This window comes from Butyrivibrio sp. M55, from assembly GCF_900116865.1.
GTDB lineage: Bacteria > Bacillota > Clostridia > Lachnospirales > Lachnospiraceae > Butyrivibrio.
The window spans coordinates 1-21726 of record NZ_FPCD01000007.1; the positions used below are offsets into that span (position 1 = coordinate 1).

Here is a 21726-nt window from a genome sequence, read left to right on the forward strand (position 1 = left end):
TGTAACTACGGTCTGTAATATGGCTCCGTGGTCAAGCGGTCAAGACATCGCCCTTTCACGGCGGTAACACGAGTTCGATTCTCGTCGGAGTCACTAAGATTCATTATCAATTACATATTTGGTGACATAGCCAAGCGGTAAGGCATAGGTCTGCAACACCTTGAGCGGCGGTTCAAATCCGCCTGTCACCTCTAAAAACTGTGAGTATTAAATATTCACAGTTTTTTTGTGCTATAATCTTTTTATCTGATTTATTTGGAGGTTAGTTTATGGCAGAAGAAACGATGAAAGATTTTAGCAAGGAGATTGAGAGCTCCTTCAGAAAGATAAAGGAAGGAGATATTATTGACGGAACTGTTATCGGTGTAAATGATACCGAAGTTATTTTGGATATTAAATATTATACTCAGGGAATAATTAGGCTTGAGGAACTTAGTGATGATCCCAAGTTTTCTATACATAGAGATATAAATGTCGGAGATGAAGTATCTGCTACTGTTATTTCAACAGACGACGGAGAAGGAAATATTCTTTTGTCCAAGAGAAGAGCAAATGAAGTTCTTGCATGGGATAAGCTTAATGCATTACTTGAATCCGGTGAGTATGTTGATGTTAAGATATCTGAAGCTGTTAAAGGCGGAGCAGTGGCTTTCCTTGAAGGAATAAGAGGATTTATTCCGGCATCTAAGCTTGATCTTTCTTTTGTAGAAGAAGACAAAATCGCTGATTATGTCGGTAAGACTGCAAAGGTTAGAGTAATTACTTCTGATGAAGAGAATGGTAAACTTGTTCTTTCGGCGAAAGATTATCTCAAGGAACAGGCTGATCTTAAGAGAAAAGAAATGGTTTCTAATGTAGAAGTCGGTCTTGTTACTGAGGGAACAGTTGAGAGTTTGCAGAATTACGGTGCATTTGTTGATCTGGGTAACGGACTTAGCGGACTTGTGCACATTTCTCAGATCTGCAACAACAGAATTGCACATCCTTCAGCTGTTCTTAAAGTCGGACAGAAGGTTAAAGTTAAAGTTATTTCAATTAAAGACGGAAAGCTTAGTCTTAGTATGAAAGCGCTTGAAGATATAGCTGCAACTGAGATTACAGAAGAAAAGATTGAATATCCAAGTGACGGAGATGCAACAACATCTTTGGCTGCGCTTCTTAAGAAAGCAGGTTTTTGATCATACATAAATAATGAAGGGGGATAATATGGACGAAGCTGTAAAAGAGTTAAAAGAAATAGTTGACGGTTCGAATAATATTGTCTTTTTTGGCGGTGCGGGAGTATCGACAGAGAGCGGCGTTCCCGATTTCAGGAGCGAAGACGGTCTTTATCATCAGCAGTACAAGTACCCTCCGGAGCAGATTTTAAGCCATACATTTTATATGAGAATGCCTGAAGAGTTCTTTAGATTCTATAAGGATAAACTTCTCATTACGGGTGTTAAGCCCAATAAAGCGCATCTTAAGCTTGCAGAACTTGAAAAGCAGGGTAAACTCCGTGCTGTTATTACACAGAATATTGACGGACTTCACCAGGCTGCAGGCAGTAAAGAAGTTTTGGAACTTCACGGTAGTGTGCATAGAAATTATTGCGAAAAATGCGGTAAGTTCTATGATTTTGACTACATGGCCAACGCGGAAGGAGTTCCCGTATGCAGTTGTGGCGGCAGGATAAAGCCTGATGTGGTCTTGTATGAAGAAGGCCTTGATATGGGGATAATGCAGAAAGCTGTTGAGTATATCAGTAATGCTGATGTCCTTATAATTGGTGGAACTTCACTGGCTGTTTATCCGGCGGCAGGACTTATTGACTATTACAGGGGAAATAAGCTTGTTCTTATCAACAAGTCGGCTACACCGAGGGATAGACAGGCTGATCTGGTAGTTCAAGGCGCAATAGGGGAGATTTTGGATCAGATTTAATGGATATTCAGGTTGGAAATATAATAAAACTAAAGAAACAACATCCTTGCGGTAGTTTTGAATGGGAAGTTTTGCGTGTGGGTGCGGACTTTCGAATCAAATGCCTTGGTTGCGGTCATCAGGTAATGATTTCCAGGAAAACACTGGAAAAGAGCATTAAAGGGATACGATAAAATGCTTGCATTTGGAACATATATATGATAGCATATTATTCTGTGATAAATTCCTTGCTGCTTGACTGATACAAGTAGCCAGAGACCAAAAGGAGGTAACAAATAGCATGAACAAATACGAATTAGCCGTTGTTGTTAGTGCAAAGATCGAAGACGATGCCAGAACAGCAGTCATCGAGAAGGTTAAGAAGACTATCGAGAAGCATGGTGGTCAGATTACCAATATTGATGAGTGGGGAAAGAAGAAGCTTGCTTATGAAATCGAGAAGATGACAGAAGGCTTCTACTATTTCATCCAGTTCGATGGCGAAGCAACAACTCCTGCAGAGATTGAAGCTCGCATGCGTATTATGGACGGTGTCATCAGATATTTATGCGTTAAGAACGAGGCTTAAATAGAAGAGGACGAAAAATATGAACAAAGTTATACTAATGGGACGTTTAACAAGAGACCCCGACGTAAGATATTCACAGGGTAATGAACCTATGGCTGTAGCAAGATATACACTTGCTGTAGACAGAAGATTTGCAAGAAGAGACCAGCAGGATTCTCAGACAGCAGATTTCATCGGTATCGTAGCTTTTGGCAGAGCCGGAGAGTTCGCTGAGAAGTATCTTAAGAAGGGTACTAAGGTTATCGTAACAGGACGTATCCAGACAGGTAGTTATACCAATAAGGATGGCGTTAAGGTATACACAACTGATGTAGTTGCAGAGGATCAGGAATTCGCTGAATCCAAGAATGCAGCATCCTCCAACGGAGGATCATTTGGAGGCGTTGCTCCCCAAGGAGAGCCCGCACCTTCTGCAGCCGGCGACGGCTTCATGAATATTCCCGACGGAATTGACGAGGAGCTGCCGTTCAATTAATTGAAGGAGGAATATTATAATGGCTTTCACAAAGTCTGATAAATCCGATGCTCCTATGAGGAGAAAGGGCGGAATGCACAGAAGAAAGAAAGTTTGTGTATTTTGCGGAAAAGATAACGTAATTGATTATAAGGATACAGCTAAGCTTAAGAAGTTCGTTTCTGAGAGCGGCAAGATTCTTCCCAGAAGAATCACTGGAAACTGCGCTAAGCACCAGAGAGAGCTTACTTCAGCAATCAAGAGAGCAAGACACCTTGCACTTATGCCTTACGTAGCTGAGTAATCAGTATATAAGTAAATTATTGAAGACACTTTTTAGAAGAGATTCTAAGAAGTGTCTTTTTTTGCCATTTATTACTTGGTTCAATACCAAAAATTACAATACAGAATAAATGCTGATTTCTAATGATAGTATTCTTATATAAATTTTCAGAGGTGAGAATATGTCTTTGTTAGAGATCAGAAATCTAAAGAAAGATTATGGCGGTTTCAAAGCGCTCAAAGGTGTAAATTTTAAGGTTAATGCAGGGGAGATAGTTGCTCTTTTAGGAAAAAACGGAGCAGGGAAAACTACTCTTTTAAACAGTATTGCAGGGAATGTTTTTCCTACAGGGGGAGATATAGTTTATAAAGGCGATACGCTACTTAAAGACAATTCAAGGCTTAATGAATTCGGAATACTGATTGAGCCTACTTTTATTCCCTATATGAATGCATATGAGAATTTGGATATATTAATCAAAACATTGGGGGGAAAAGTTCCGAAAGCAAAAATAGATAATCTGTTGAATGCGGTTGGGTTAGAAAAGAAATCAAAAGAAAAGACAAAAGCATTTTCTTTTGGAATGAAACAAAGGTTGGGGCTGGCGCAAGCTCTTTTAAACAATCCGGAGTTTCTTATACTGGATGAACCGTTTGTAGGATTGGATCCAATAGGGAAAAATATATTTAAAAGAATCCTTCTGGAAAAAGCGCACGATGAAAAAGTGGGAATATTGTTTTCAAGTCATGATTTGGAAGATGTTGAGGAAATATGTGATCGGGTGGTCTTAATAGATAACGGTGAAAAGAAATTTGATGGCGTGATGGAATACAGTAAAAAATATGTTGTCCAATGTGACCGAGTGTTGAACCCAGGAGAATTTGAAAAGTCAGGGGTAAAAGTTGATAAAAACAATATATTGATTGAACAAGTCGAAGATTTAAAACAGGTTCTTGATAAACTTGAAGAATTAAGTATTGACGTTTTGGATTTAGAAATAGAACGCAAATCTTTATATGATCTGTTTGAGGAGAAGGGCTATGAAAATATCGATATTGCATATCATAAAAATTGAATTGTTAAAATTTTTAAAGCGTAATGATATCTTGGCGGTTGCTGTAATTGTAGCCATTGGATTTATTTATGCGATCGGTATGAGAAACGAAATGTATGAAGGAGTAAAAAATCAGAATGCTTTATTTTGGATAACATTGCAACTTGTAACAACAACAGTTCTTTTTATTGGCCCGGTTGTGACAGCTTTTTTGGGAACTCAAATGTTATCAGGTGAAATTGACAATAAAAGTATTTCTTTGTTCACGGTGAGAATAAGGAACAGGAGAAATTTGTTTATAGGTAAAAGCTTAGCGTTACAAGTTATTACTGCGGTTTTCTTTGTGATTACAATTATTGTAATGCTGGCTATTTATTTTGGAATCGCGAATAACGGCAGCGTTTATACATCAGGAAAAATATTTGGAAATAATGTAGCAGATTTATTATGTCTTTTGCTTTTGATATATATGTATACGTTTTTCTTTATTCCACAGCTTGCATTGTGTATTGGGACAAGATATAAACCGATTATAACGATAGTGATTTCTTTTGTTGCATCTTTGGTATGCAATCACGTGCTGACGTATTCATTTGTAAAATATATTAATCCGATGAATTATATTTATCAGTTATCAGAAGATGTTTTGGAGACTACAGAAGTGTTAAGTATCAGCAGTACAGGGAGGGGGAAATGTGTGCTGATTCAATTGCTTTTATGTATGCTATACTATGTAGTGTTTATGGTGCTTGGAACAAAATCATTTGAGAGTAAAGAATTCTGAGAGAAGCGGTGACTGGATGCAGATTGCAATATGTGATGACAACAAAGATAATCTCGCGTTAATGGAAGATGTTATTGAGAACATCAGAATCAGAGATGTTGAGGTCGATTGCTTTGAGACCGGTGAAAGTCTTTTAGATTATCTGAATAAAAATTCTAATGTATTCTACCAAATATACCTGCTTGATATAGAGATGCCCGGAGTTAATGGGCTTGAAGCTGCAAAGAAGATAAGGGCTATAGACCAAAGAGCTGTTATTATCTTCGTTACGGCATACTCGGATTATGTCTTTAGCTCGTTTGAAGTACAGCCGTTCAGATTTGTAAATAAGCCTATAGATACGCATAAGCTTGAAGATGTAATACATGCAGCGGTAAATTATATTTATTCCAGTCAAAAATATATATTCATTTCTGTTGATAAAGCCAAAATACAGTTACGCTGTGAGAGCATAATGTATTTTGAAGGAGATAAACGAAAAATAAATGTCTATACAACAGATGAAAACTATTCTTTTTATTCAAAGATGTCCGATCTTGAGAAAATGGTGGACAACAATTGGTTTGTAAGAATCCATGCGTCATACATTGTTAATATGGATTATGTTAAAGTTATTTATTCCGATGAGATTATTTTGAATAACGGCGTCAGGTTGCCTATCAGTAAGAAATACCACAAAAGCGTTAAACTAGAGCATATGAGATATTTGAAATGGAGAATTGGACTATGAATCATGCGAAGATTAACATCTATCTCTATTTTCTTCTAAATTTATTTGATATTTGGATTGTCTTGCATTACTACGATAGGGTATTAGAGGCAATAAAGAAATATGATCTGATAAAAAAGGTGATGAGCGTTCTGTTCGTCATTTTATTTTCTGTTTTTATAAAATATGACCTGAAATATTGCAATCTTGTTTCGCTTTCTTTCTGGAGTTGCCTGTTTTTATGTGCATACAAAGGCGAAAAGAAAATGAAATTTGCATATGCTACTGTACTCATAGTTTTTGCCGGATTTGCGCAAACGTTGATGTATTTAATTGAGGGTAGTTCTTTAAATTCCGGATATGTTCTATTTATTCCACATTTATGCTTTTATATTGTTGTTGAAATAGTGGCAAGGTATCAAACTATAAAAAACAGAAAAGTTGATATGCGTGTTCTGCTGAAACTTTTATCGGTTCCGATCATTAGTTTCATTGCATTTACGTGCATTGCCATGCTAAGCGAAAGCCTGAGTATTAGCTCAAATCAAGAAAGGATACCCCTATTGGTACCATTAGCAGTTCTTGTCTTGTATGTGAATATTATGATCATTCATTTGTATGACTTGATCAGTGCATCCTATGAGGTTAGAAGACAGAACGAAGAGTATGAAAAGATAACCAATTGGCAGCGTTCGTATTATGAAGAGTTGTCTGAAAACCAAAAACTCATAAGAACAATAAAGCACGACATGCAGAATAATATGCAGTTGATTTCAGGCTTTTTGAAAGAAAAAAAGTATGACAAAGCGCAGAATCATTTACAGGAACTTATAGATGAACAATCTGCTATAAATAGTTTTGTTAACACCGGGAATGAAGCTATTGATACAGTTCTGAACATTAAATTTTCTGCAGCCGAACAAAACGGAATTACAGTCAAGAAAGATATAAATATCCCGGCCGGTTTACCAATCTCATATCATGATTGCATAAAAATATTTGGAAATCTTTTTGATAATTCAATCAATGCTTTGAAGAGCCTTGATTCAGGGGATAAGATATTAAGCTGTTTTATGTTCTATAGCGCGAATGCTCTTATTGTACAGGTTTCAAATCCGTACACAAAGAAAGATGATACATGTGATAAAGATGAATTTTTGCATGGACTTGGATTGGGTATAATTAAGTCAGCTGTTGAAAGTTATGAGGGGACTTTCGAGATATGTGATGATGGGAAAAATTTCACTGTAAATATTGTTTTATATATAAATAACGCACATCGGCAAAAAGTCTAAAAATTGCCGATGTGCGTTAATATTTTGACGAAAATTAAATTGTAGTTAAATTTCAAAACAATCAGAAAATTTTGTACAATTACTTGCATATTGTGTATTTATGTGATAGTATTTCGATGGCAAAACTAGAGTGATCTAGTGACGCAAAGCTATAGGGCCTATGCTGAACAGGGTAGGTAGCCAGTTGCTTTTTTTGGTAGCGATGCGGAAGTATCGCTTTTTTTGTACCTTAAAAATAGAGCATTATAGGTGGCCCCTGTAATGCTATTTCTTTTTTACCGGAAAATTTCAGTACGTGGTGGAGGAAATAAGCTGATGTTTTTTGATTTTTTGATCAAGGTGAGAATGCCCAATAATAAGACTCAGGAATTTGGTGCGTGGAAAGAGCTTCACAGTATATGTTGTGCAGTTGAGTCAAATGCGCGCATGGATCCTGACTCATGCATTATAAATATCAGACAGGCACTTGAAGTACTGTTTTCCGGTTTATGTCTTGATGCTGGATTTACGGATCTTCCGGATTCACTGTCAGGAATAATGGGGAAAAGTAAAGGTATAAGAGGGCTTTGGTATGGTGAATGTAATATAAATTCATTTTATCAGCTCAAGAATCAGGCAAATGAAATTGTACACATTTCAAAGGAAGTATCCGGCATACGGAAATATGAAATAAAGGGTAAGCATGCAGACGTGACAATGGCTTGTAAGCTTACAATGCTGTTTTATAAGTCTGTTGCAAACTTGTTCAAGATCGATAAAAAGCGAATGAAACCAATGGAAGCAGATATGCTTCCGTTTGGGGAATATGAAGTTATAAAAAAGATTCCGAAAAAGCCCTACGAATCTATAGAGGGTAATTTCAAATATATCGCCAGAAAGAATAACAATAATATTTCTACATATGTATATGTAAGACCCTTTTTAAACACTGATGAAAAAACAGCATTTAGTGACAGGGATATGGAAGCTCAGCAGTTCTTTAAGAATATGAGGGGCTCGAACAATATTATTGCGGGTGAAGAGTTAAGAACAAGCGCGTATTGCAATCTTAAATATCTGGTATATAACATACGTGAAAATACTAAGACACTCGATGAGATTGCAAAAGAAATTAAACCGTATGAACTTCTGGATATCATAGAGCAGGTTGCAAATGGTCTGAGCAGGCTGGCTTCTTCAAAAATAAATATTCATCACAGGGATATAAGACCCACATGTATTTTTGTATCTTCTTTTGAAGACGGATATGAAGCGAAGATTGGATGCTTTGAAACAGCAAAAATTGATTATAAAGAAAAGAGCATGGAGACAGTCGGAGCGTGGGTTGCGCAGAGACAAAAGAATAATGTATATACGCATCCGAGAATGCTTCTTGAATCAGAACACGATAACAAAGAATGGGAAGCTGGGGATGTATATTCACTTGCAATGGTTTTGTTAGCATGCCTTGATACATCAATTGAAAAAGGCGGTGCGGTGGATTGTTCTGTTTTGTATGATTACTACTCCGACGATTTTGTTGACGAGATAGAAGGAATAGTAAGAGCGGCCTCGCTTTCACAGATACCGGGCATGAGAGAATTTGACAGGATTCTTTTAGAGGAAATGGATAATGAATAAGATTGAGTTTGCAAACGTAAAGAGCTTTCGAATCGAGCAGACAGTACATACAAACGAGGAAGCCGGAACAAGCGTGTATATAGCCATAGATAATGATCTTAACAGAAGAGTTATCTTGAAGGTTATGCGTTTTGAGGATAAAGAACAAAAGAGGATAATACTTGAGGAAATCAGCAATCAGGTAGCACTTGAGCAGCATTCGGATTTTGCGCCTAAAATCTACAATTATTATGTAGATAATAAAGAGTCAAAGATAATAATCGAGATGCAGCATGTTGAAGGAAAGAGTCTTAGAGCAATATTGGAGAGCAGGCTTAACCTTAGAAAAGATAAAGTGTGGTATGACAAAGCATATAATCTTTTAATGGACATTGCTAAGGCTGTTTCATATATTCACGGATTGAGGGGATTTGTACATAAGGATCTCAAGCCTGAAAACATTATTGTGGTAAGCAAGAGAAATTCTGTTTACATTTTGGATTATGGTATAAGTGGACTTGCTCTGGCGGATAAAGGCACAGGTACTGCAAGATATATGGCACCTGAGCAGATTTCGGGAGCAAACAATAACTTTGTATATCAGGCAACAGATGTATATGCACTTGGTCAGATAGCATTGGAATTGTTTGGGATAGAACCGGTTGAATACGGAGTTGATGTTTTGCCCGACAGATCGGGTAGTTCATGGTTGACATTTAAAGACATATCAAGCATAGGAGGAGGTTTTTATCCCGGGCTTTTTAAGGTGATAAGCAAAGCATTATCCTTAAATCCCAAAGATAGATATATGGATTCAAGAGCCTTCTACGAAGCGCTTAACAGAGAAAGGAAATCAGGACATGGACTTGACAGGATTTCATATCGTGAAAATCAAAGAGCCACATTCAAAAGAAAGAATAGCTGATATTATGGATGAATTTGATATTAAAATTTTGGGAGCTTCAGAAGAAAAACTAAAAACGTTTCCTCTTCACATTAACGTACCGGATGAGGCAGAACTAATGAGGAATCCTTATGCAGAATAATATATTGAATCTTCGCCCTATTAACTATTTTACCTTAAAAGAAGAACTTTGCTTCTTTATGGGAGGTAGAGTAGCTGCGGGTAGACCTGAGGATAGGGATGGAATAATTGATGAGATCGTGAACGCGGATTGTGTGACAGTATGTAATCATATTGTGCGTGATGACCGTAATTACTATGTCTTTATGACTGCAAATTATAAATTTAATGCAATCCGTTCGGATGATAATAACTTCTCTATTACAAGTATTTTTTCCGGAAGAGAGTTTCAGGCTCAAAAGAAATACCTCTATAATCATGGAACTTTTTTGATTATTGCCGAAGGTCGAACCGCGATAGTTGCGGATGGCTATAAGAATACATTAAATGAAGAAACTTCCGAGGATTGGGGAATGACCCCGGAAGCTTTGACAGAGCTATGCGATGGTATCGATGCGTATTTTTTTAGTACCGAAAGAAGTGAAGAACTTAAGGTTGACAACAAATTCGCAAGAGAGATTATTCAACCGATAAAGAATTTTACAAAGTATGAAGATCAGGTAGAACAGCTTGATGCATACAAGGATAATTACGTTAACTACGATTATTGTGAGTTTGTTAAAGGTAAGGCAAAAAAGAAAACGTATAAATTCTTTTCATCTTCATTCGATCCCGATAGTGAGCTTTATTGTTCGGAAAGCAGAGTTGCAATCGAGACAAATGAAGAAATAAACGAGGATTTCCGAAGGAAGATAAAAGGAATAATCATCGACCGTATTGATGAAGAAAATGGCACGAGCTTTATTGTCGAATTCATTGAGCAGTTTGACGATAGTATTCTGGTGAAAAATAACGGTCATATGTTTTTGCAGATAAATGATGTCCAGAAGCGTGTAAGAGAAAGAGTAATTCAAAGTATTGAAAACGGAACCGTAGATTCCGGATATATGTATAAGCTTTTTGGAAGAAAAGGTCATCCTTCTGCAGAAGAAGATGAGGCTCCGGGATGGGATGAGTTTAAAGCAGAACTACTCAGCAAAGAGCAGAAGCCAAACGCTTCACAGATGCTGGCTATTGAGAGAGGAATCAAGACAAAAGACATACAGCTTGTATTGGGACCTCCGGGAACAGGAAAGACCACTGTAATAGTCAATTGGGTAAAATATTTTGTTAAGCATGGAAAAAGAGTGCTGGTATCATCTCAGAATAATTCAGCCGTAGATAATGTATTGGAGCGAGTCGGAAGAGATGAAAATGCCAGGATAATCAGAATAGGCAACATAGACAAGATTCAGGATAACTGCAAGCAGTATGCTCCTGAACAGCAAGTTGGAAAGACTGCTGAGGATTATTTAGAAAAACTCAAGATGAGCCAAAGCGGAATATTAAAAGACATGTCAGGTATCAAGGAGACGCTGGCTTATGTCGAGTCTGTCTATGATGATTATAAACTTTTTTCGGATTGTCGTAAGACTACCTGGGACAGCGCACTCTTACAAAAAGAAAAACTTAAGCAGTTATCGGATTTTTATAATGAAAAGTGCAACGCTCTTATAAAATATAGAAGTATATATGAGCTAAGAATCCGTAAAGATATTGCATATTTTGCCTTAAAGAAAAAAACAGGTTTTCTGAGTTTCCTTCTTAAACCGATTATTTTTTTGCTTGATAAAACAACAAAATATCTGAATAAGAAGCTTAAGGAGAGAGCGGACAGATACATAGAAAGTATACAAGATTACAACAGAAGTGCAGAAGAATTCAAAGCTTTAATAACCGATGCTAAATATGTTTCTGCCAAAAAAACATATGGGGAAATACTTCAAAAATGCAGTGGTTACAAGTTTGATCTGAAAAATGAAGGGCCTTTTCCGATAGAACCTTTATCTGCAGACTATCTTTTGAGCGATAATGTTGATCCTGTTACAGAGATTGATAATTATAGAAGAAAACTGACTGATATATATGCAAGACTTGTTATCGTGAAGAAGACATTGGACGATTGGGGAAAGTCGATTGAAACTCATAGAACAGAGATTGTTACAGATCTTTTGGTGGAAAACTCAAATGTTGTCGGTGCTACTTGTATAGGAATCAATACAAGACCAAAGTTCAGAAAGTTAAACTTTGATGTTTCCATCATTGACGAAAGTGGTCAGATACAGATTCATAACGCTATAGTGCCGATGACCAGAGCGCCCAAAACACTTATGCTTGGAGACCATTTGCAGATACCTCCGGCAGCAAATGATGCTGTTGTAAAACTTTGCAGAGATAACGAGGTTCCCGAGAAGCAGATTGAATTATTGAATAAGAGTTTCTTTGAATATCTTTTTACAAGATTTGAGAAGGAGGATGAAAACACTCCCAATCTGACAAGGTTGGATGAGCAGTTCAGAATGCCGGGTAATATTTCGGATGTCATATCTGATTGGTTCTATAAAGGGAATTATCATGCACACTATGATATGGGTGGATGGAATCCTATCATTTCAGGTACGACTACTCCTCTTATAACGATTTCAACAAGCAGGGAAAGGAATCGTTTTGAGACAGCTGAGCAAGGCGGTGGATATTCCAATGATCTTGAGGCAAGGATGGCAGCGAAGATTGTCGCATCACTTGCAGGTAGTGCGTTTAAGGCCGATAAGTCGGGAGTGAGCACGCCTCAGATTGGTATTATCTCTGCGTACGGTAAGCAGGTAAGGCTTATAAGGCAGAAGATAACGGAAGAGAATCTTGGTTTTTCACCGGATCAAGTATATAGTATAGCAGCATCTCTTGATAGCTTTCAGGGACAGGAACGACCGCTTATCATATATAGTTGCACGCGTAGCGCCGACGCAAAGCGTGTTCCGCCTTCAAGGGCTAGGGTTGGCTTCTTGAAAGAACTTAGAAGATTGAATGTTGCATTTACACGATGCCAGATTCAGTTGGTGATAATAGGTGATTTTGATTATCTGACTACGTGTGAATATGAAAAGATTGATGAGGAAACAGGCGAGCCGGTTCCAAATCAAAGCGAAAAGAAATATTCGGAGTTTATGACAAAGGTGCTTGATCAAGCTAAGAGTGATAAAGGTGAATTTTACTATGTTGATGAGTTTTATGAGAGGACAGGAATAAGCAATGTCTGATATTTCACTAACCAATAATGATGATCTGAAATTATTTAGAACATGTTGCCCTGAGATGTTTGAGGAAAACGATGTTGATATTTTTCGTAAATTTTTTTGCCCAATCTCAATAATTGAGGCGGACGTAAAAGAATATATCGTAGATGAATATGATAGTGTTGAACTGCTTGTGCTAAGGCTATATTCCGCAGGTATACGGGATATCAACATTATCAATGAACTCACCGGTATAGATATACATATGCTGGATAAGGTATTAAAAACTGAAATTTATACATACGGGCACATTAATCCAAATACCGGTGAACTGACGGAAGCCGGCAAGCAGACTTTGGAAGACAATAAAGATATAGAAAAATTGTTTCAGCATGCTCTTTATGATGTGAAACGTGAAATTCAGGCAGATTCACTTACCGGAACAATTATTAGAGCTGAAGCTGAGCAGCCCAAAGAAAAAATGGTAACGTTCAGTGACAGAATTAATCCTAATATCCTTCCTTTAGAAGCAGTAGTAATTGATTCTGAGCTTGAAAAAGAAATAACAGAACGACTTCAGATGTACATTAAGGAAGGGTATTTGACGGACGGAAATACCATAAATGAAATTGGTAATCTGAGATCAAAAGAAATCAGATATAGAGCAGCGTTCTTTGTTAAAATGAGAAAATTTGAATATCCATTTATTGCGATATCGTATTTCGAAAAAAAAGAAGAGAAGTGGGAAAAATATATTATACCCATTGCTATAGCAAAATCTGATTCTATTAAGTTTGATTATCCAAAGAGGAACAAGGAGTATCTTGTAAGAGAAGACCGGTACTTTGAATATCTGCTCGAGAAAAAAGAATTGTTTGATAATGAAGTTAAGCTTACTGAGGATGCAATCAGAGAGATTATTTTGAGTAATGACTATAACGATTCAAATGATTCTATCATTGATGAAAGCAGGGACGTAGTCAATGGATGATAATAATTTTTGGAAATGTAAGTGTGGTCGTGAAAATAGCATAATAGACAGATATTGTGTGTACTGTTCAGAAGAAATTCCTCAAGAATATATTGATAAAATTGCAAAAGAGGAAATCGCAGCAGTATGGCGCGATTTGCGTGACAGGGTAAATGAAAAATGGAAGAAAGGCGCAAAAGCTCGCTATGAGTTTTGCGTAAAGACATATAAGCCTGGAGTTGTTGGTTTTATACTGTCGGTTGCGACTATTACTCTTGTTGTGTCGAATGTACAATCTGGAGTTATAACAGCCCAGACGTTGTTAGAAAACATTTTCACCATATGTTTCGCGGCGATTTATAAAGCAGGAGATATTCTTTCTTTGATGCTTGAGATCATAGCGAAGCCATTGGATAGATTGTTTCATGGCTCGTTTGACCTTATTGTTATTCACAAAGAACAATTTGAGACCGTAAGTAAAACAAGCGCTGTATTGACCGAAAGGGTTGGAAGTATCTTAAAAGAGGTCAGTACGAATATTGAAAAACTAAATGCGTTGGAAAGGATAAAAGGGTTTATAAATGGGTTTATTAAATAGTATTTTTGCTTTTATTTGTGTAGTATTACAGCTGATGTCTCTTGCATTTGTCTGGCTGTTTGTGATAGAAATGCGAATGGGAGATGCATCCAGCCTTTTTGATGTCTATAAAAAGAATGGAGATTTTCTTTTCTGGTCTTCAGTAGTAATGGAAATAGTGTTGTGGCTTACGGTTCCCGGAATGCAAAGAGTTATATTGACAATGTTTATTATTTCTTTGATTGTGTGGTTGCTTTCGGCTGTTGGGCTTATGATCTTCTCAATTGGAAAAAAAGTTGATGGTTTAACAAAGCGTAATGCTATGTCGGCGGTAAAAGCATCTGTGATCAATACAATTACTTTTTGCATTATATCATGGTTGTTTATGGTGAAATGATTAAGCATCAAAAAAGATGTTGAGGTGTTGCCCCAACATCTTTTTTCTAAACAAAGTAATATCAAAATTATTTAAGATCGCCTGCGATGTCGATGTTCTCGCCTGTGATTCCAACCCATGCGCCGTTTGCAGCTTCAGAAGCTTCTGCGTGAGCAAGGAGCCACTTGTTTGTTGCTGTGAGCATGCGGTCTTCCTGGTTACGAGCTTCGAACTCAGGCTTGCCAACGTTGGTTCCCTTAGGAAGCCCTACAAGAACCTGGAATCCTGAATCTTTGCTTGCCTGGCAGGGAGCATAGTGAAGTGCTGTAGCGTAAACTTCGATCATTGTGCCTGCAGGGCAAAGGAAAGCTTTAACCTTGCTTGAATCAATCTTGTAGTCTACGATTTCTTCTCTTTTAGCAAGTAAAAGAATGAAATCTGTTGAACCAAGGTTGATCTCTGATGAACGGTGATACTCAAGGCAGTTGAGCTTGGTATTGTGTCCGTTGCACCATCCGAACTGCATATCGGAACCGCCAAAGAGGCTGTTTGTAATTGATGTTGCTGCAGCGAGAGACTGAAGTGCAGGCTCCTCGGCAACATAATCTGTTCCCTCGGGAACGGGAGTGCTTGACTTAAGAGCCTCCACGATTGCCTTCTTCTCTTCTTCATAACCCTCGATGATCCTGCCGTAATTTGTAAATTCAGGATCGTTTACATTATATATTTTCATAACCTTCTCCTTTCAAGAATTATTGATAATAATAATCATATTGCTATTTTACAGATAAATCTTATCATTTGGTAGCGATTTCTTTTCAAAAGTTGCTTTTGTTGTCAGATAAGCGATAAATCTTTACTTTCGAAGCGGCTGTGTGCTAAAGTGTGTAAAAGGTTTAGACAGGGGAGGAATTGGATGAAGTATAAAAATCTATTATTTGATCTTGACGGAACGCTGACTGATTCATCGGAAGGAATAATAAAGAGTGCGCTATATGCATTTGAAAAGATGCAGATAACTCCGCCTGGTGAGAACGATCTTTATACATTTATAGGACCACCACTCGGTGACAGTTTTGTAAAACACGGAGTTGAGGAAAAAGACAAGGATAGGGCGGTTGCAACATTCAGAGAACGATATACCAAGATTGGAAAGTTTGAAAATGCACCTTATCCCGGGATGATAGATCTTTTAAATAAACTAAAAAAAGAAGGATTCAAGTTATATGTTGCGACTTCAAAGCTTGAATCGATAGCGCTGGAAGTACTTGAGCATTTTAATATGACCGGTTATTTCGATGAGATTGCAGGATCTACAAAGGACGGCAGCAGGGAAAAGAAGGACGATGTCATAAGATACCTTCTTGATAAGATAGGAGAAGACGCGTCGGATACGGTTATGGTCGGTGACACAAATTTTGATGTCCTTGGAGCTGCGGAGCTTGGAATCCCTTGTATTGCGGTGACATGGGGATTTGGTGATATTGATGAGATGAAAAAAGCCGGTGCAGTCGCAATTGTTAGCAGTATGGATGAACTATACGAGGCAGTGAGATAATGATAGCTGTTGGCGCGTTTTACTATGATAGAGAAATTTCATATCGAATTTGAAAGGAGATAAGCCGGATGGAAACATGGTTTTATGTAGTTGAAAGTATTGACGGAGATTATGCGAATCTTCGCAGAACTGATATCGAGTCGAGTGATCTTAAGCTTGTTGCAAGAGCTCTTTTGCCCGATGGAATTGCGGAAGGGACCAAGCTTAAGTATGAGCTTATGCAGTATTCGATAGTAGAATGAGGAAAAGCTGTTCTTAATTTGCAAAAAAAGAGAAATAGGCATGTTTTTTTCTCCACAATGAATATGTATTTTAATAGTAGGGCGGCATATAATATATTCATCAGCAAGCATTAGATGACAATTACTTATGTTTGAAAGGATGGTGGAAAATATGTTGTCACTGCTTTTTATTATATTGTTCTTTATGATCTTCGGAAGGATGATCGGATTTGCTTTTAAAGCAACTTGGGGAGTCTTCAAGGTCGTAACATTTTTGATATTCTTACCTCTTATTCTGGTAGGACTGGTAGTTGGCGGACTTCTTTCCATTGCTTTCCCGATACTGTTGGTTGTCGGAGTTGTAAATCTGTTCATGAGACTGACGTAAAAGCTATCCGGATATTCAAAGCGTTCTGTTATTGAGTGAAATATTCAGTGTCTCAGTTGACAACTTGTTGAAAGGAGATGTTGAGAAGATGGAACGGATTGTTACGGAAGATGCGGAGATGGATATCAGAAAGATGACAATCTATGCCCGTATGATGACATTCTTTTTTGTGGGATTGCTTGTTTTGACACCAATCTTGGCGTACTTTCTCGGTTGGTGGTTTCTTATTCCATATGGAATATGGTCTGCGATTGGAATGTACTTCGCATTTAAGGTTGAGGAACTCAAGAAAAAACACAATGTACAGACTTATAAAGAAATCATCGCATTCACTAAGGGAGAGACGCTTTCGCCCAATGAAAAGATAATGGAAGGTGCGAAACGTCCATATCAGAAGGTTTTTGCGGTATTATTATCGGCGCTGGCTGCAATCGTAATATCAGGTGGACTTGGGTTTATTTTAATCAAATTTACTTAAAATGATTCAGAAGAACAGCAAGATTAATGAAAATATAGCATTATATATAACATAGGCTTCCGTTTTTGCGTTAACGGGAGCCTTTTTTCGTGAAAAAGTACATGGATGACAGCATATACGTTAAATGGTAGAATAAAAAACACAAGTTAGTTGTTGGGAGGATTGTTTGTGGCATTTTCGTTGTACACTGCTGTCTTTTTGATTTCTGTGATAGCAGTTTTTTTTATGGTTCGAAAAGAAGCAAGACCGCTTGTGCTGCTTCTGGCGAGTATTTCATATATAGATCATCTTAATGGAAGAGCTGTAGTTGTGCTTTTTGTGACAACTGCCATTGTTTACGCTTTTGGATTACTGATTCAGTTTTTTAAAGATAAGAATAGAAACAGGGTAGCAGGTGTCTGTCTTTTTGTGTGCTTATTTCTTCTGGTTTTTTCATTGTCTTTTCTAAAATTTTCATCCAGAATCCCGAGATTTTCAAATTTGATCATTCCGATCGGTTTTTCTTACTATGCGTTCCAGGCAATAGGATATATTGTTGATATTTACAACGGTAAGATACGTGCGGAAAAGAATATCATGTTCTTTGCGCTCTATATGAGCTTTTTTCCTAAATTTGTAAGTGGACCCATAGAAAGAGAAGAAGATTTCGTGGCACAGGTAAAAGAGCTTAAAAGTGTCAGATTTCTGGATGAGCAAAGAATGTCCGAGGCTTTTGGATACATATTGTACGGATATTTCTTGAAGCTCGTGGTCGCAGATAATTTGGGCGCTTTGGTGACTAAGCTGTTTAACGGTTACAGGGACAGCGGCAGTTTATGGCTCATGCTCGGATCGTTATCGTACACCATGCAGATTTACTGTGATTTTGCGGGATATTCGGCGTTGGCTGTGGGAGTATCAAGAATTTTTGGAATCAATCTCGTTCAGAATTTTACGGCACCATATATGGCTGTGAATATTTCGGATTTTTGGCGCAGGTGGCACAGATCTCTTAGTATGTGGCTTAGGGATTATGTCTATATTCCGCTTGGAGGAAACAGGAAAGGAGTGCTCAGACAGTGCATAAATGTGTCGATCGTATTTATTTTATGCGGCATATGGCACGGGAATGGGCTTAATTTCCTGGTATGGGGAATGCTTCACGCAATATATTCCGTCATTGATGTTTTAATCAGAAAGAAAAAGAGCAATGACAAGGCTAAAAGCACTTTTTCAGTAGTGAAGGGGCGCGTTATTACCTTTTGCTGCGCTTCTTTTGCGTGGATATTTTTTGGAGCCAGTGGACTGAAAACAGCCGTTGAATACTGCATAGCTATGTTTACCGCGGGAAATGCGGGAACTACTTTTATTGCGGAATACAATGAATTGTGCAAAGAGACGGCTCGAACAAATTTCTTATTGGTGTTTATTGCAATAGTTATATTGATGGACGTAATAAGCTATAAGAAAAATAAGCCATTTCCCGTCGTGCTGCAGGATTATGCCTGTGGTGTAAGGTATCTGATATATTATCTGATGATAATCGCAATCATAGTATTTGGTCTTTACGGACCGGGCTATAGCGCAAGTAATTTTATGTATATGAATTTTTGAGTTTTGTTGTGTATTGAAGTGGGGTAGCGCATTATATGTTAAAAAAGAGGGTTTTACAGAGTTTTTTCATATGCCTGACAGTCTTTACTTTGTGGTATCTGGACGGCGTGTTTTGTATAAAATCGGAGCATGGGATAAATCAGGCAAGAGGGTTATATTATCAGCCCAGAAATACTATTGACGTGGTGATGATGGGGTCGAGTCATGTGCACTGCGATATAGATACGGGACTTTTGTGGAATGAGCAGGGTATAGCATCGTATGATTACAGTGCTGCCGAGCAGCCGCTTTGGTGTACATATTATTATCTTAGGGAATTTTGCAAATACCAAAAGCCGAAAGTTGTTGTACTTGACCTGTATTCTCCGGCAAGATTTAAGGACGATTATCAGTATACCTGGCTTAATCAGAACCTTAACGGAATGAGATTTTCATTTAATAAATTGGGGATGATCGTTGATAGCGTTGAGCCTCGCAAGATTAGCGGAATTTTTCCTGATTTTATAACATATCATGGAAGAGTTGATACGCTTAAAGCGGAAGATTTTCTTTATCCGTTTACTGTGCGGAAGAAAATGCTGACTTTTAAAGGGTTTACGCCATATCTAAAGCGAGAGCCGCAAGAAGAGCCGGTCATCGATGAGACGGCAAGTGTAGGTGTGACCGTTAAGTCTGAGATATTTCTTACCAAGATTATTGAATATACGCAGGAAAATGATATAGAGCTATTTCTTGTCGTGACTCCGTATATTACTTCTTCGGAGGATGAAAAAGTATATAATAGGTTAAAAGAGATTGCTGAGTATTATGGAGTGCAGTTTAATAGTACGAACTATGACTACAGTGAGATCGGACTTGATTTTGAAAAAGATTTTAATGATGAATCGCATTTGAATTACTGGGGGGCATATAAGTTTACCCATTATCTTGGAGAGGAACTTAAGAGGCGATATGATATTCCGGACAGAAGAGGACAGAAGGGATACGAATCGTGGCAAAGAAATTTTGAAGAGATTGCAGAGTATGTTAAAGAGAATACATGACCCGAAGGAGTGAATAATGCTTAAGACAATAATTCTGATTTCTTTTTTCCTGAATAAGGGATTCGATGCAGTGATCAGATATCTTAATGATAAGCATCAGAAGGGAGAACTTCCTGAGAATGTAAGAGATGTTTATGATGAAAAAGAGTATGCGAACTGGAAAAACTATAAGGCAGAGAGTGGAAAACTCTATACCGTATGGAATATAGCAGACATTGTCTTTTTGGCGATTCTTTTGATATCAAATGCATATGCATGGGGATTTAAGGTGCTTGAAGGTTGTAATGTCTATGTGCAGTATTTGATCTTTATATTTGTGCTTACGGTATTATCTGAATTAATTGATATGCCTTTTAAGTATTATGATACTTTCGTTATAGAAGAGAAGTACGGTCTTAATAAGTCTACGAAGAAAACATTTTTTGCTGATATTATAAAGAATATCCTCGTTGGAGGTATAATGTCATTCCTTATCATAGCGCTCACAATGTTTATATTTGAGGCTTTTGGCAATATGGCAATTCTGGTTGGAACTGTTGCAATGATGGTTATCATGCTTGTGCTGAATTTGATAATAGTTCCGCTTATGAGAATTTATAACAAATTTACTCCGTTGGAAGATGGAGAATTAAAGAGTAAGCTCCTGACACTTTGCGAGAAATATGGGATGCGCGTCAGGAAAATTGTAGTGAGGGATGCAAGCAGAAGAACTACGACTTCGAATGCTTTCTGTGCAGGATTTGGGAAATTAAAGACCATATCTTTGGATGACAACCTTGTCAATAATTTTACCGATGATGAGATTGTTGCTGTATTTGCACATGAATTTGCGCATGCAAAATATAAGCATACCGTTAAGTCGCTTCCGTTTTCTATGGTAAGGATACTGCTGGTATTTATAGCATTGTGGATTGTGCTTAATATTCCCGGCTTTTATACAGCGTTTGGTTTTGACGGAATTAATTATTTCTTCGCGGAGATATTGGTAACATTTATAACCTGGCCTGTTTCAAATGGCCTCAATATAATATCCAACTATCTTTCGAGAAGGCATGAGTATCAGGCGGATGCTTTTGCGGCAAAAGAAGGTTATGGACATGACCTTGTTTCCTCGCTTAAGAGACTTCATAAAGAGGCATTGTCGGATATCAATCCACATCCTGTAAAGGTTGTGCTGGATTATTCGCATCCAACGCTGTCACAGAGAATTACAGCGATTGAGGGCGTTCAAACCGGCAGAGGCTGAATGTTTAAAGTTTTTTGATGACGTATACCATTGTGTGATCGGGGAAAGGATGGTGACGGTTATGTTTTTTGGAAAGAGAGATAAGGACGTGCGGCTTACGGACAAACAGTACAAAGATCTTGTGGGTAACATGAGTAAGCGGGAACGCAAAGAGTTCGACCGTAAGCAGAAACAGCTTCAAAGAGAGAAGGATGATGACTGGCTTTTGGAAATGTTGTTTTTGACAGATGATTCTGATGATATCTAAATATAATATGTGTTCTTAGATGAGTAAGCGTGATTGCAAGGTGTGCAATCACGTTTATTAAATATCTATAAAATAACAAAAACTCTATGAAAATATGGTAAAATAAGGCGAATTCTGTACAAGGAATAATAAGCGACAGCATGGTATCAACTTGATATATAGTGCTGTTGCTTTTTTATTTGGTAACAGGCTTGAAAAATGCAAGAAGCATTATTTGCGTTTT

Annotated in this window: 25 protein-coding genes, 2 tRNA genes and 1 riboswitch; of the genes, 26 read left to right on the forward strand and 1 reads right to left on the reverse strand. The window is 37.6% G+C overall.

Going from position 1 to position 21726, the window contains the following annotated elements; all coding sequences use genetic code 11:
- Positions 1-21: 21 nt before the first annotated feature.
- From BM398_RS09310 to BM398_RS09395, 18 genes are all read left to right on the forward strand, one after another.
- A tRNA-Glu gene (locus tag BM398_RS09310) sits at positions 22-93 on the forward strand.
- A gap of 27 nt (positions 94-120) precedes the next feature.
- Positions 121-191: transfer RNA gene (locus tag BM398_RS09315), tRNA-Cys, on the forward strand.
- Positions 192-269: 78 nt separating this feature from the next.
- Positions 270-1178 carry a S1 RNA-binding domain-containing protein gene (locus BM398_RS09320; RefSeq protein ID WP_092337438.1) on the forward strand — a complete coding sequence of 303 codons (909 nt, stop codon included), beginning with the start codon at positions 270-272 and terminating at the stop codon, positions 1176-1178.
- Positions 1179-1206: 28 nt separating this feature from the next.
- Positions 1207-1923: an NAD-dependent protein deacylase gene (locus BM398_RS09325; RefSeq protein WP_026656497.1), complete on the forward strand. Its 717-nt coding sequence runs from the start codon at positions 1207-1209 to the stop codon at positions 1921-1923.
- Positions 1923-2096, forward strand: coding sequence for a DUF951 domain-containing protein (locus BM398_RS09330; protein ID WP_074461860.1), 174 nt, complete (start codon positions 1923-1925; stop codon positions 2094-2096). The genes BM398_RS09325 and BM398_RS09330 overlap by 1 nt, the downstream gene beginning before the upstream one ends.
- A gap of 107 nt (positions 2097-2203) precedes the next feature.
- Complete coding sequence (rpsF, locus tag BM398_RS09335) at positions 2204-2491, forward strand: 30S ribosomal protein S6 (protein WP_026514351.1); 288 nt, start codon at positions 2204-2206, stop codon at positions 2489-2491.
- 19 nt (positions 2492-2510) lie between these two features.
- The gene (locus BM398_RS09340; protein WP_092337439.1) at positions 2511-2966 is read left to right on the forward strand and encodes a single-stranded DNA-binding protein; all 456 of its coding nucleotides are present in this window, start codon (positions 2511-2513) and stop codon (positions 2964-2966) included.
- A gap of 19 nt (positions 2967-2985) precedes the next feature.
- Complete coding sequence (rpsR, locus tag BM398_RS09345; protein WP_026489979.1) at positions 2986-3249, forward strand: 30S ribosomal protein S18; 264 nt, start codon at positions 2986-2988, stop codon at positions 3247-3249.
- Positions 3250-3409: 160 nt separating this feature from the next.
- Positions 3410-4303, forward strand: a complete 894-nt coding sequence (locus BM398_RS09350) for an ABC transporter ATP-binding protein (RefSeq protein WP_092337440.1) — start codon at positions 3410-3412, stop codon at positions 4301-4303.
- The gene (locus BM398_RS09355; protein WP_175531902.1) at positions 4269-5066 is read left to right on the forward strand and encodes an ABC transporter permease; all 798 of its coding nucleotides are present in this window, start codon (positions 4269-4271) and stop codon (positions 5064-5066) included. Before BM398_RS09350 ends, BM398_RS09355 begins: the two co-directional genes overlap by 35 nt.
- Positions 5047-5796, forward strand: a complete 750-nt coding sequence (locus BM398_RS09360; RefSeq protein ID WP_092337442.1) for a LytR/AlgR family response regulator transcription factor — start codon at positions 5047-5049, stop codon at positions 5794-5796. Before BM398_RS09355 ends, BM398_RS09360 begins: the two co-directional genes overlap by 20 nt.
- Positions 5793-7070 (forward strand): sensor histidine kinase, encoded by a 1278-nt coding sequence (locus tag BM398_RS09365; RefSeq protein ID WP_175531903.1) that lies wholly within the window; start codon positions 5793-5795, stop codon positions 7068-7070. The genes BM398_RS09360 and BM398_RS09365 overlap by 4 nt, the downstream gene beginning before the upstream one ends.
- A gap of 108 nt (positions 7071-7178) precedes the next feature.
- Positions 7179-7262: riboswitch (cyclic di-GMP riboswitch) on the forward strand.
- A 123-nt stretch (positions 7263-7385) separates the two neighbouring features.
- Entirely contained in the window at positions 7386-8690 is a 1305-nt protein-coding gene (locus BM398_RS09370) for a protein kinase family protein (protein ID WP_175531904.1), read from the forward strand.
- A complete protein-coding gene (locus BM398_RS09375) occupies positions 8683-9594 on the forward strand; it encodes a serine/threonine-protein kinase (protein ID WP_092337445.1) in 912 nt (303 codons plus the stop codon). The genes BM398_RS09370 and BM398_RS09375 overlap by 8 nt, the downstream gene beginning before the upstream one ends.
- 110 nt (positions 9595-9704) lie before the next feature.
- Complete coding sequence (locus BM398_RS09380; protein ID WP_092337446.1) at positions 9705-12830, forward strand: DEAD/DEAH box helicase; 3126 nt, start codon at positions 9705-9707, stop codon at positions 12828-12830.
- Positions 12823-13797, forward strand: coding sequence for a hypothetical protein (locus BM398_RS09385; protein WP_092337447.1), 975 nt, complete (start codon positions 12823-12825; stop codon positions 13795-13797). The genes BM398_RS09380 and BM398_RS09385 overlap by 8 nt, the downstream gene beginning before the upstream one ends.
- On the forward strand, positions 13790-14374 hold the full coding sequence (locus BM398_RS09390) for a hypothetical protein (RefSeq protein ID WP_092337448.1): 585 nt from the start codon (positions 13790-13792) through the stop codon (positions 14372-14374). Before BM398_RS09385 ends, BM398_RS09390 begins: the two co-directional genes overlap by 8 nt.
- Positions 14358-14750 carry a hypothetical protein gene (locus BM398_RS09395; RefSeq protein ID WP_026656509.1) on the forward strand — a complete coding sequence of 131 codons (393 nt, stop codon included), beginning with the start codon at positions 14358-14360 and terminating at the stop codon, positions 14748-14750. Before BM398_RS09390 ends, BM398_RS09395 begins: the two co-directional genes overlap by 17 nt.
- Positions 14751-14817: 67 nt before the next feature.
- Here BM398_RS09395 and BM398_RS09400 read toward each other — a convergent pair whose 3' ends face one another.
- Positions 14818-15462, reverse strand: coding sequence for a DUF4867 family protein (locus BM398_RS09400; protein WP_026656510.1), 645 nt, complete (start codon positions 15460-15462; stop codon positions 14818-14820).
- A 183-nt stretch (positions 15463-15645) separates the two neighbouring features.
- Between BM398_RS09400 and BM398_RS09405 the strand changes: the two genes are divergently transcribed.
- From BM398_RS09405 to BM398_RS09440, 8 genes are all read left to right on the forward strand, one after another.
- Entirely contained in the window at positions 15646-16287 is a 642-nt protein-coding gene (locus tag BM398_RS09405; protein ID WP_092337449.1) for an HAD-IA family hydrolase, read from the forward strand.
- Positions 16288-16355: 68 nt separating this feature from the next.
- Positions 16356-16529: a chorismate--pyruvate lyase gene (locus BM398_RS09410; protein ID WP_092337450.1), complete on the forward strand. Its 174-nt coding sequence runs from the start codon at positions 16356-16358 to the stop codon at positions 16527-16529.
- Positions 16530-16680: 151 nt separating this feature from the next.
- Positions 16681-16896 (forward strand): hypothetical protein, encoded by a 216-nt coding sequence (locus tag BM398_RS09415; protein ID WP_092337451.1) that lies wholly within the window; start codon positions 16681-16683, stop codon positions 16894-16896.
- Between the two features lie 88 nt (positions 16897-16984).
- Positions 16985-17374 (forward strand): hypothetical protein, encoded by a 390-nt coding sequence (locus BM398_RS09420; RefSeq protein WP_092337452.1) that lies wholly within the window; start codon positions 16985-16987, stop codon positions 17372-17374.
- Positions 17375-17542: 168 nt separating this feature from the next.
- Positions 17543-18967: an MBOAT family O-acyltransferase gene (locus BM398_RS09425; protein ID WP_092337453.1), complete on the forward strand. Its 1425-nt coding sequence runs from the start codon at positions 17543-17545 to the stop codon at positions 18965-18967.
- Between the two features lie 35 nt (positions 18968-19002).
- On the forward strand, positions 19003-20010 hold the full coding sequence (locus BM398_RS09430; RefSeq protein ID WP_139233806.1) for a hypothetical protein: 1008 nt from the start codon (positions 19003-19005) through the stop codon (positions 20008-20010).
- A 16-nt stretch (positions 20011-20026) separates the two neighbouring features.
- Entirely contained in the window at positions 20027-21256 is a 1230-nt protein-coding gene (locus tag BM398_RS09435) for a M48 family metallopeptidase (RefSeq protein WP_092337455.1), read from the forward strand.
- Between the two features lie 61 nt (positions 21257-21317).
- Complete coding sequence (locus BM398_RS09440) at positions 21318-21503, forward strand: hypothetical protein (protein ID WP_139233807.1); 186 nt, start codon at positions 21318-21320, stop codon at positions 21501-21503.
- The last annotated feature ends 223 nt before the right edge of the window (positions 21504-21726 follow it).

What these genes read in the sequence shown, in the direction of transcription:
- BM398_RS09320 (WP_092337438.1), top strand. Translation starts at nt 270, where the DNA reads ATGGCAGAAGAAACGATGAAAGATTTTAGCAAGGAGATTGAGAGCTCC.
- BM398_RS09325 (WP_026656497.1), top strand. Translation starts at nt 1,207, where the DNA reads ATGGACGAAGCTGTAAAAGAGTTAAAAGAAATAGTTGACGGTTCGAAT.
- BM398_RS09330 (WP_074461860.1), top strand. Translation starts at nt 1,923, where the DNA reads ATGGATATTCAGGTTGGAAATATAATAAAACTAAAGAAACAACATCCT.
- rpsF (WP_026514351.1), top strand. Translation starts at nt 2,204, where the DNA reads ATGAACAAATACGAATTAGCCGTTGTTGTTAGTGCAAAGATCGAAGAC.
- BM398_RS09340 (WP_092337439.1), top strand. Translation starts at nt 2,511, where the DNA reads ATGAACAAAGTTATACTAATGGGACGTTTAACAAGAGACCCCGACGTA.
- rpsR (WP_026489979.1), top strand. Translation starts at nt 2,986, where the DNA reads ATGGCTTTCACAAAGTCTGATAAATCCGATGCTCCTATGAGGAGAAAG.
- BM398_RS09350 (WP_092337440.1), top strand. Translation starts at nt 3,410, where the DNA reads ATGTCTTTGTTAGAGATCAGAAATCTAAAGAAAGATTATGGCGGTTTC.
- BM398_RS09355 (WP_175531902.1), top strand. Translation starts at nt 4,269, where the DNA reads ATGAAAATATCGATATTGCATATCATAAAAATTGAATTGTTAAAATTT.
- BM398_RS09365 (WP_175531903.1), top strand. Translation starts at nt 5,793, where the DNA reads ATGAATCATGCGAAGATTAACATCTATCTCTATTTTCTTCTAAATTTA.
- BM398_RS09370 (WP_175531904.1), top strand. Translation starts at nt 7,386, where the DNA reads ATGTTTTTTGATTTTTTGATCAAGGTGAGAATGCCCAATAATAAGACT.
- BM398_RS09375 (WP_092337445.1), top strand. Translation starts at nt 8,683, where the DNA reads ATGAATAAGATTGAGTTTGCAAACGTAAAGAGCTTTCGAATCGAGCAG.
- BM398_RS09380 (WP_092337446.1), top strand. Translation starts at nt 9,705, where the DNA reads ATGCAGAATAATATATTGAATCTTCGCCCTATTAACTATTTTACCTTA.
- BM398_RS09385 (WP_092337447.1), top strand. Translation starts at nt 12,823, where the DNA reads ATGTCTGATATTTCACTAACCAATAATGATGATCTGAAATTATTTAGA.
- BM398_RS09390 (WP_092337448.1), top strand. Translation starts at nt 13,790, where the DNA reads ATGGATGATAATAATTTTTGGAAATGTAAGTGTGGTCGTGAAAATAGC.
- BM398_RS09395 (WP_026656509.1), top strand. Translation starts at nt 14,358, where the DNA reads ATGGGTTTATTAAATAGTATTTTTGCTTTTATTTGTGTAGTATTACAG.
- BM398_RS09400 (WP_026656510.1), bottom strand. Translation starts at nt 15,462, where the DNA reads ATGAAAATATATAATGTAAACGATCCTGAATTTACAAATTACGGCAGG.
- BM398_RS09405 (WP_092337449.1), top strand. Translation starts at nt 15,646, where the DNA reads ATGAAGTATAAAAATCTATTATTTGATCTTGACGGAACGCTGACTGAT.
- BM398_RS09410 (WP_092337450.1), top strand. Translation starts at nt 16,356, where the DNA reads ATGGAAACATGGTTTTATGTAGTTGAAAGTATTGACGGAGATTATGCG.
- BM398_RS09415 (WP_092337451.1), top strand. Translation starts at nt 16,681, where the DNA reads ATGTTGTCACTGCTTTTTATTATATTGTTCTTTATGATCTTCGGAAGG.
- BM398_RS09420 (WP_092337452.1), top strand. Translation starts at nt 16,985, where the DNA reads ATGGAACGGATTGTTACGGAAGATGCGGAGATGGATATCAGAAAGATG.
- BM398_RS09430 (WP_139233806.1), top strand. Translation starts at nt 19,003, where the DNA reads ATGTTAAAAAAGAGGGTTTTACAGAGTTTTTTCATATGCCTGACAGTC.
- BM398_RS09435 (WP_092337455.1), top strand. Translation starts at nt 20,027, where the DNA reads ATGCTTAAGACAATAATTCTGATTTCTTTTTTCCTGAATAAGGGATTC.
- BM398_RS09440 (WP_139233807.1), top strand. Translation starts at nt 21,318, where the DNA reads ATGTTTTTTGGAAAGAGAGATAAGGACGTGCGGCTTACGGACAAACAG.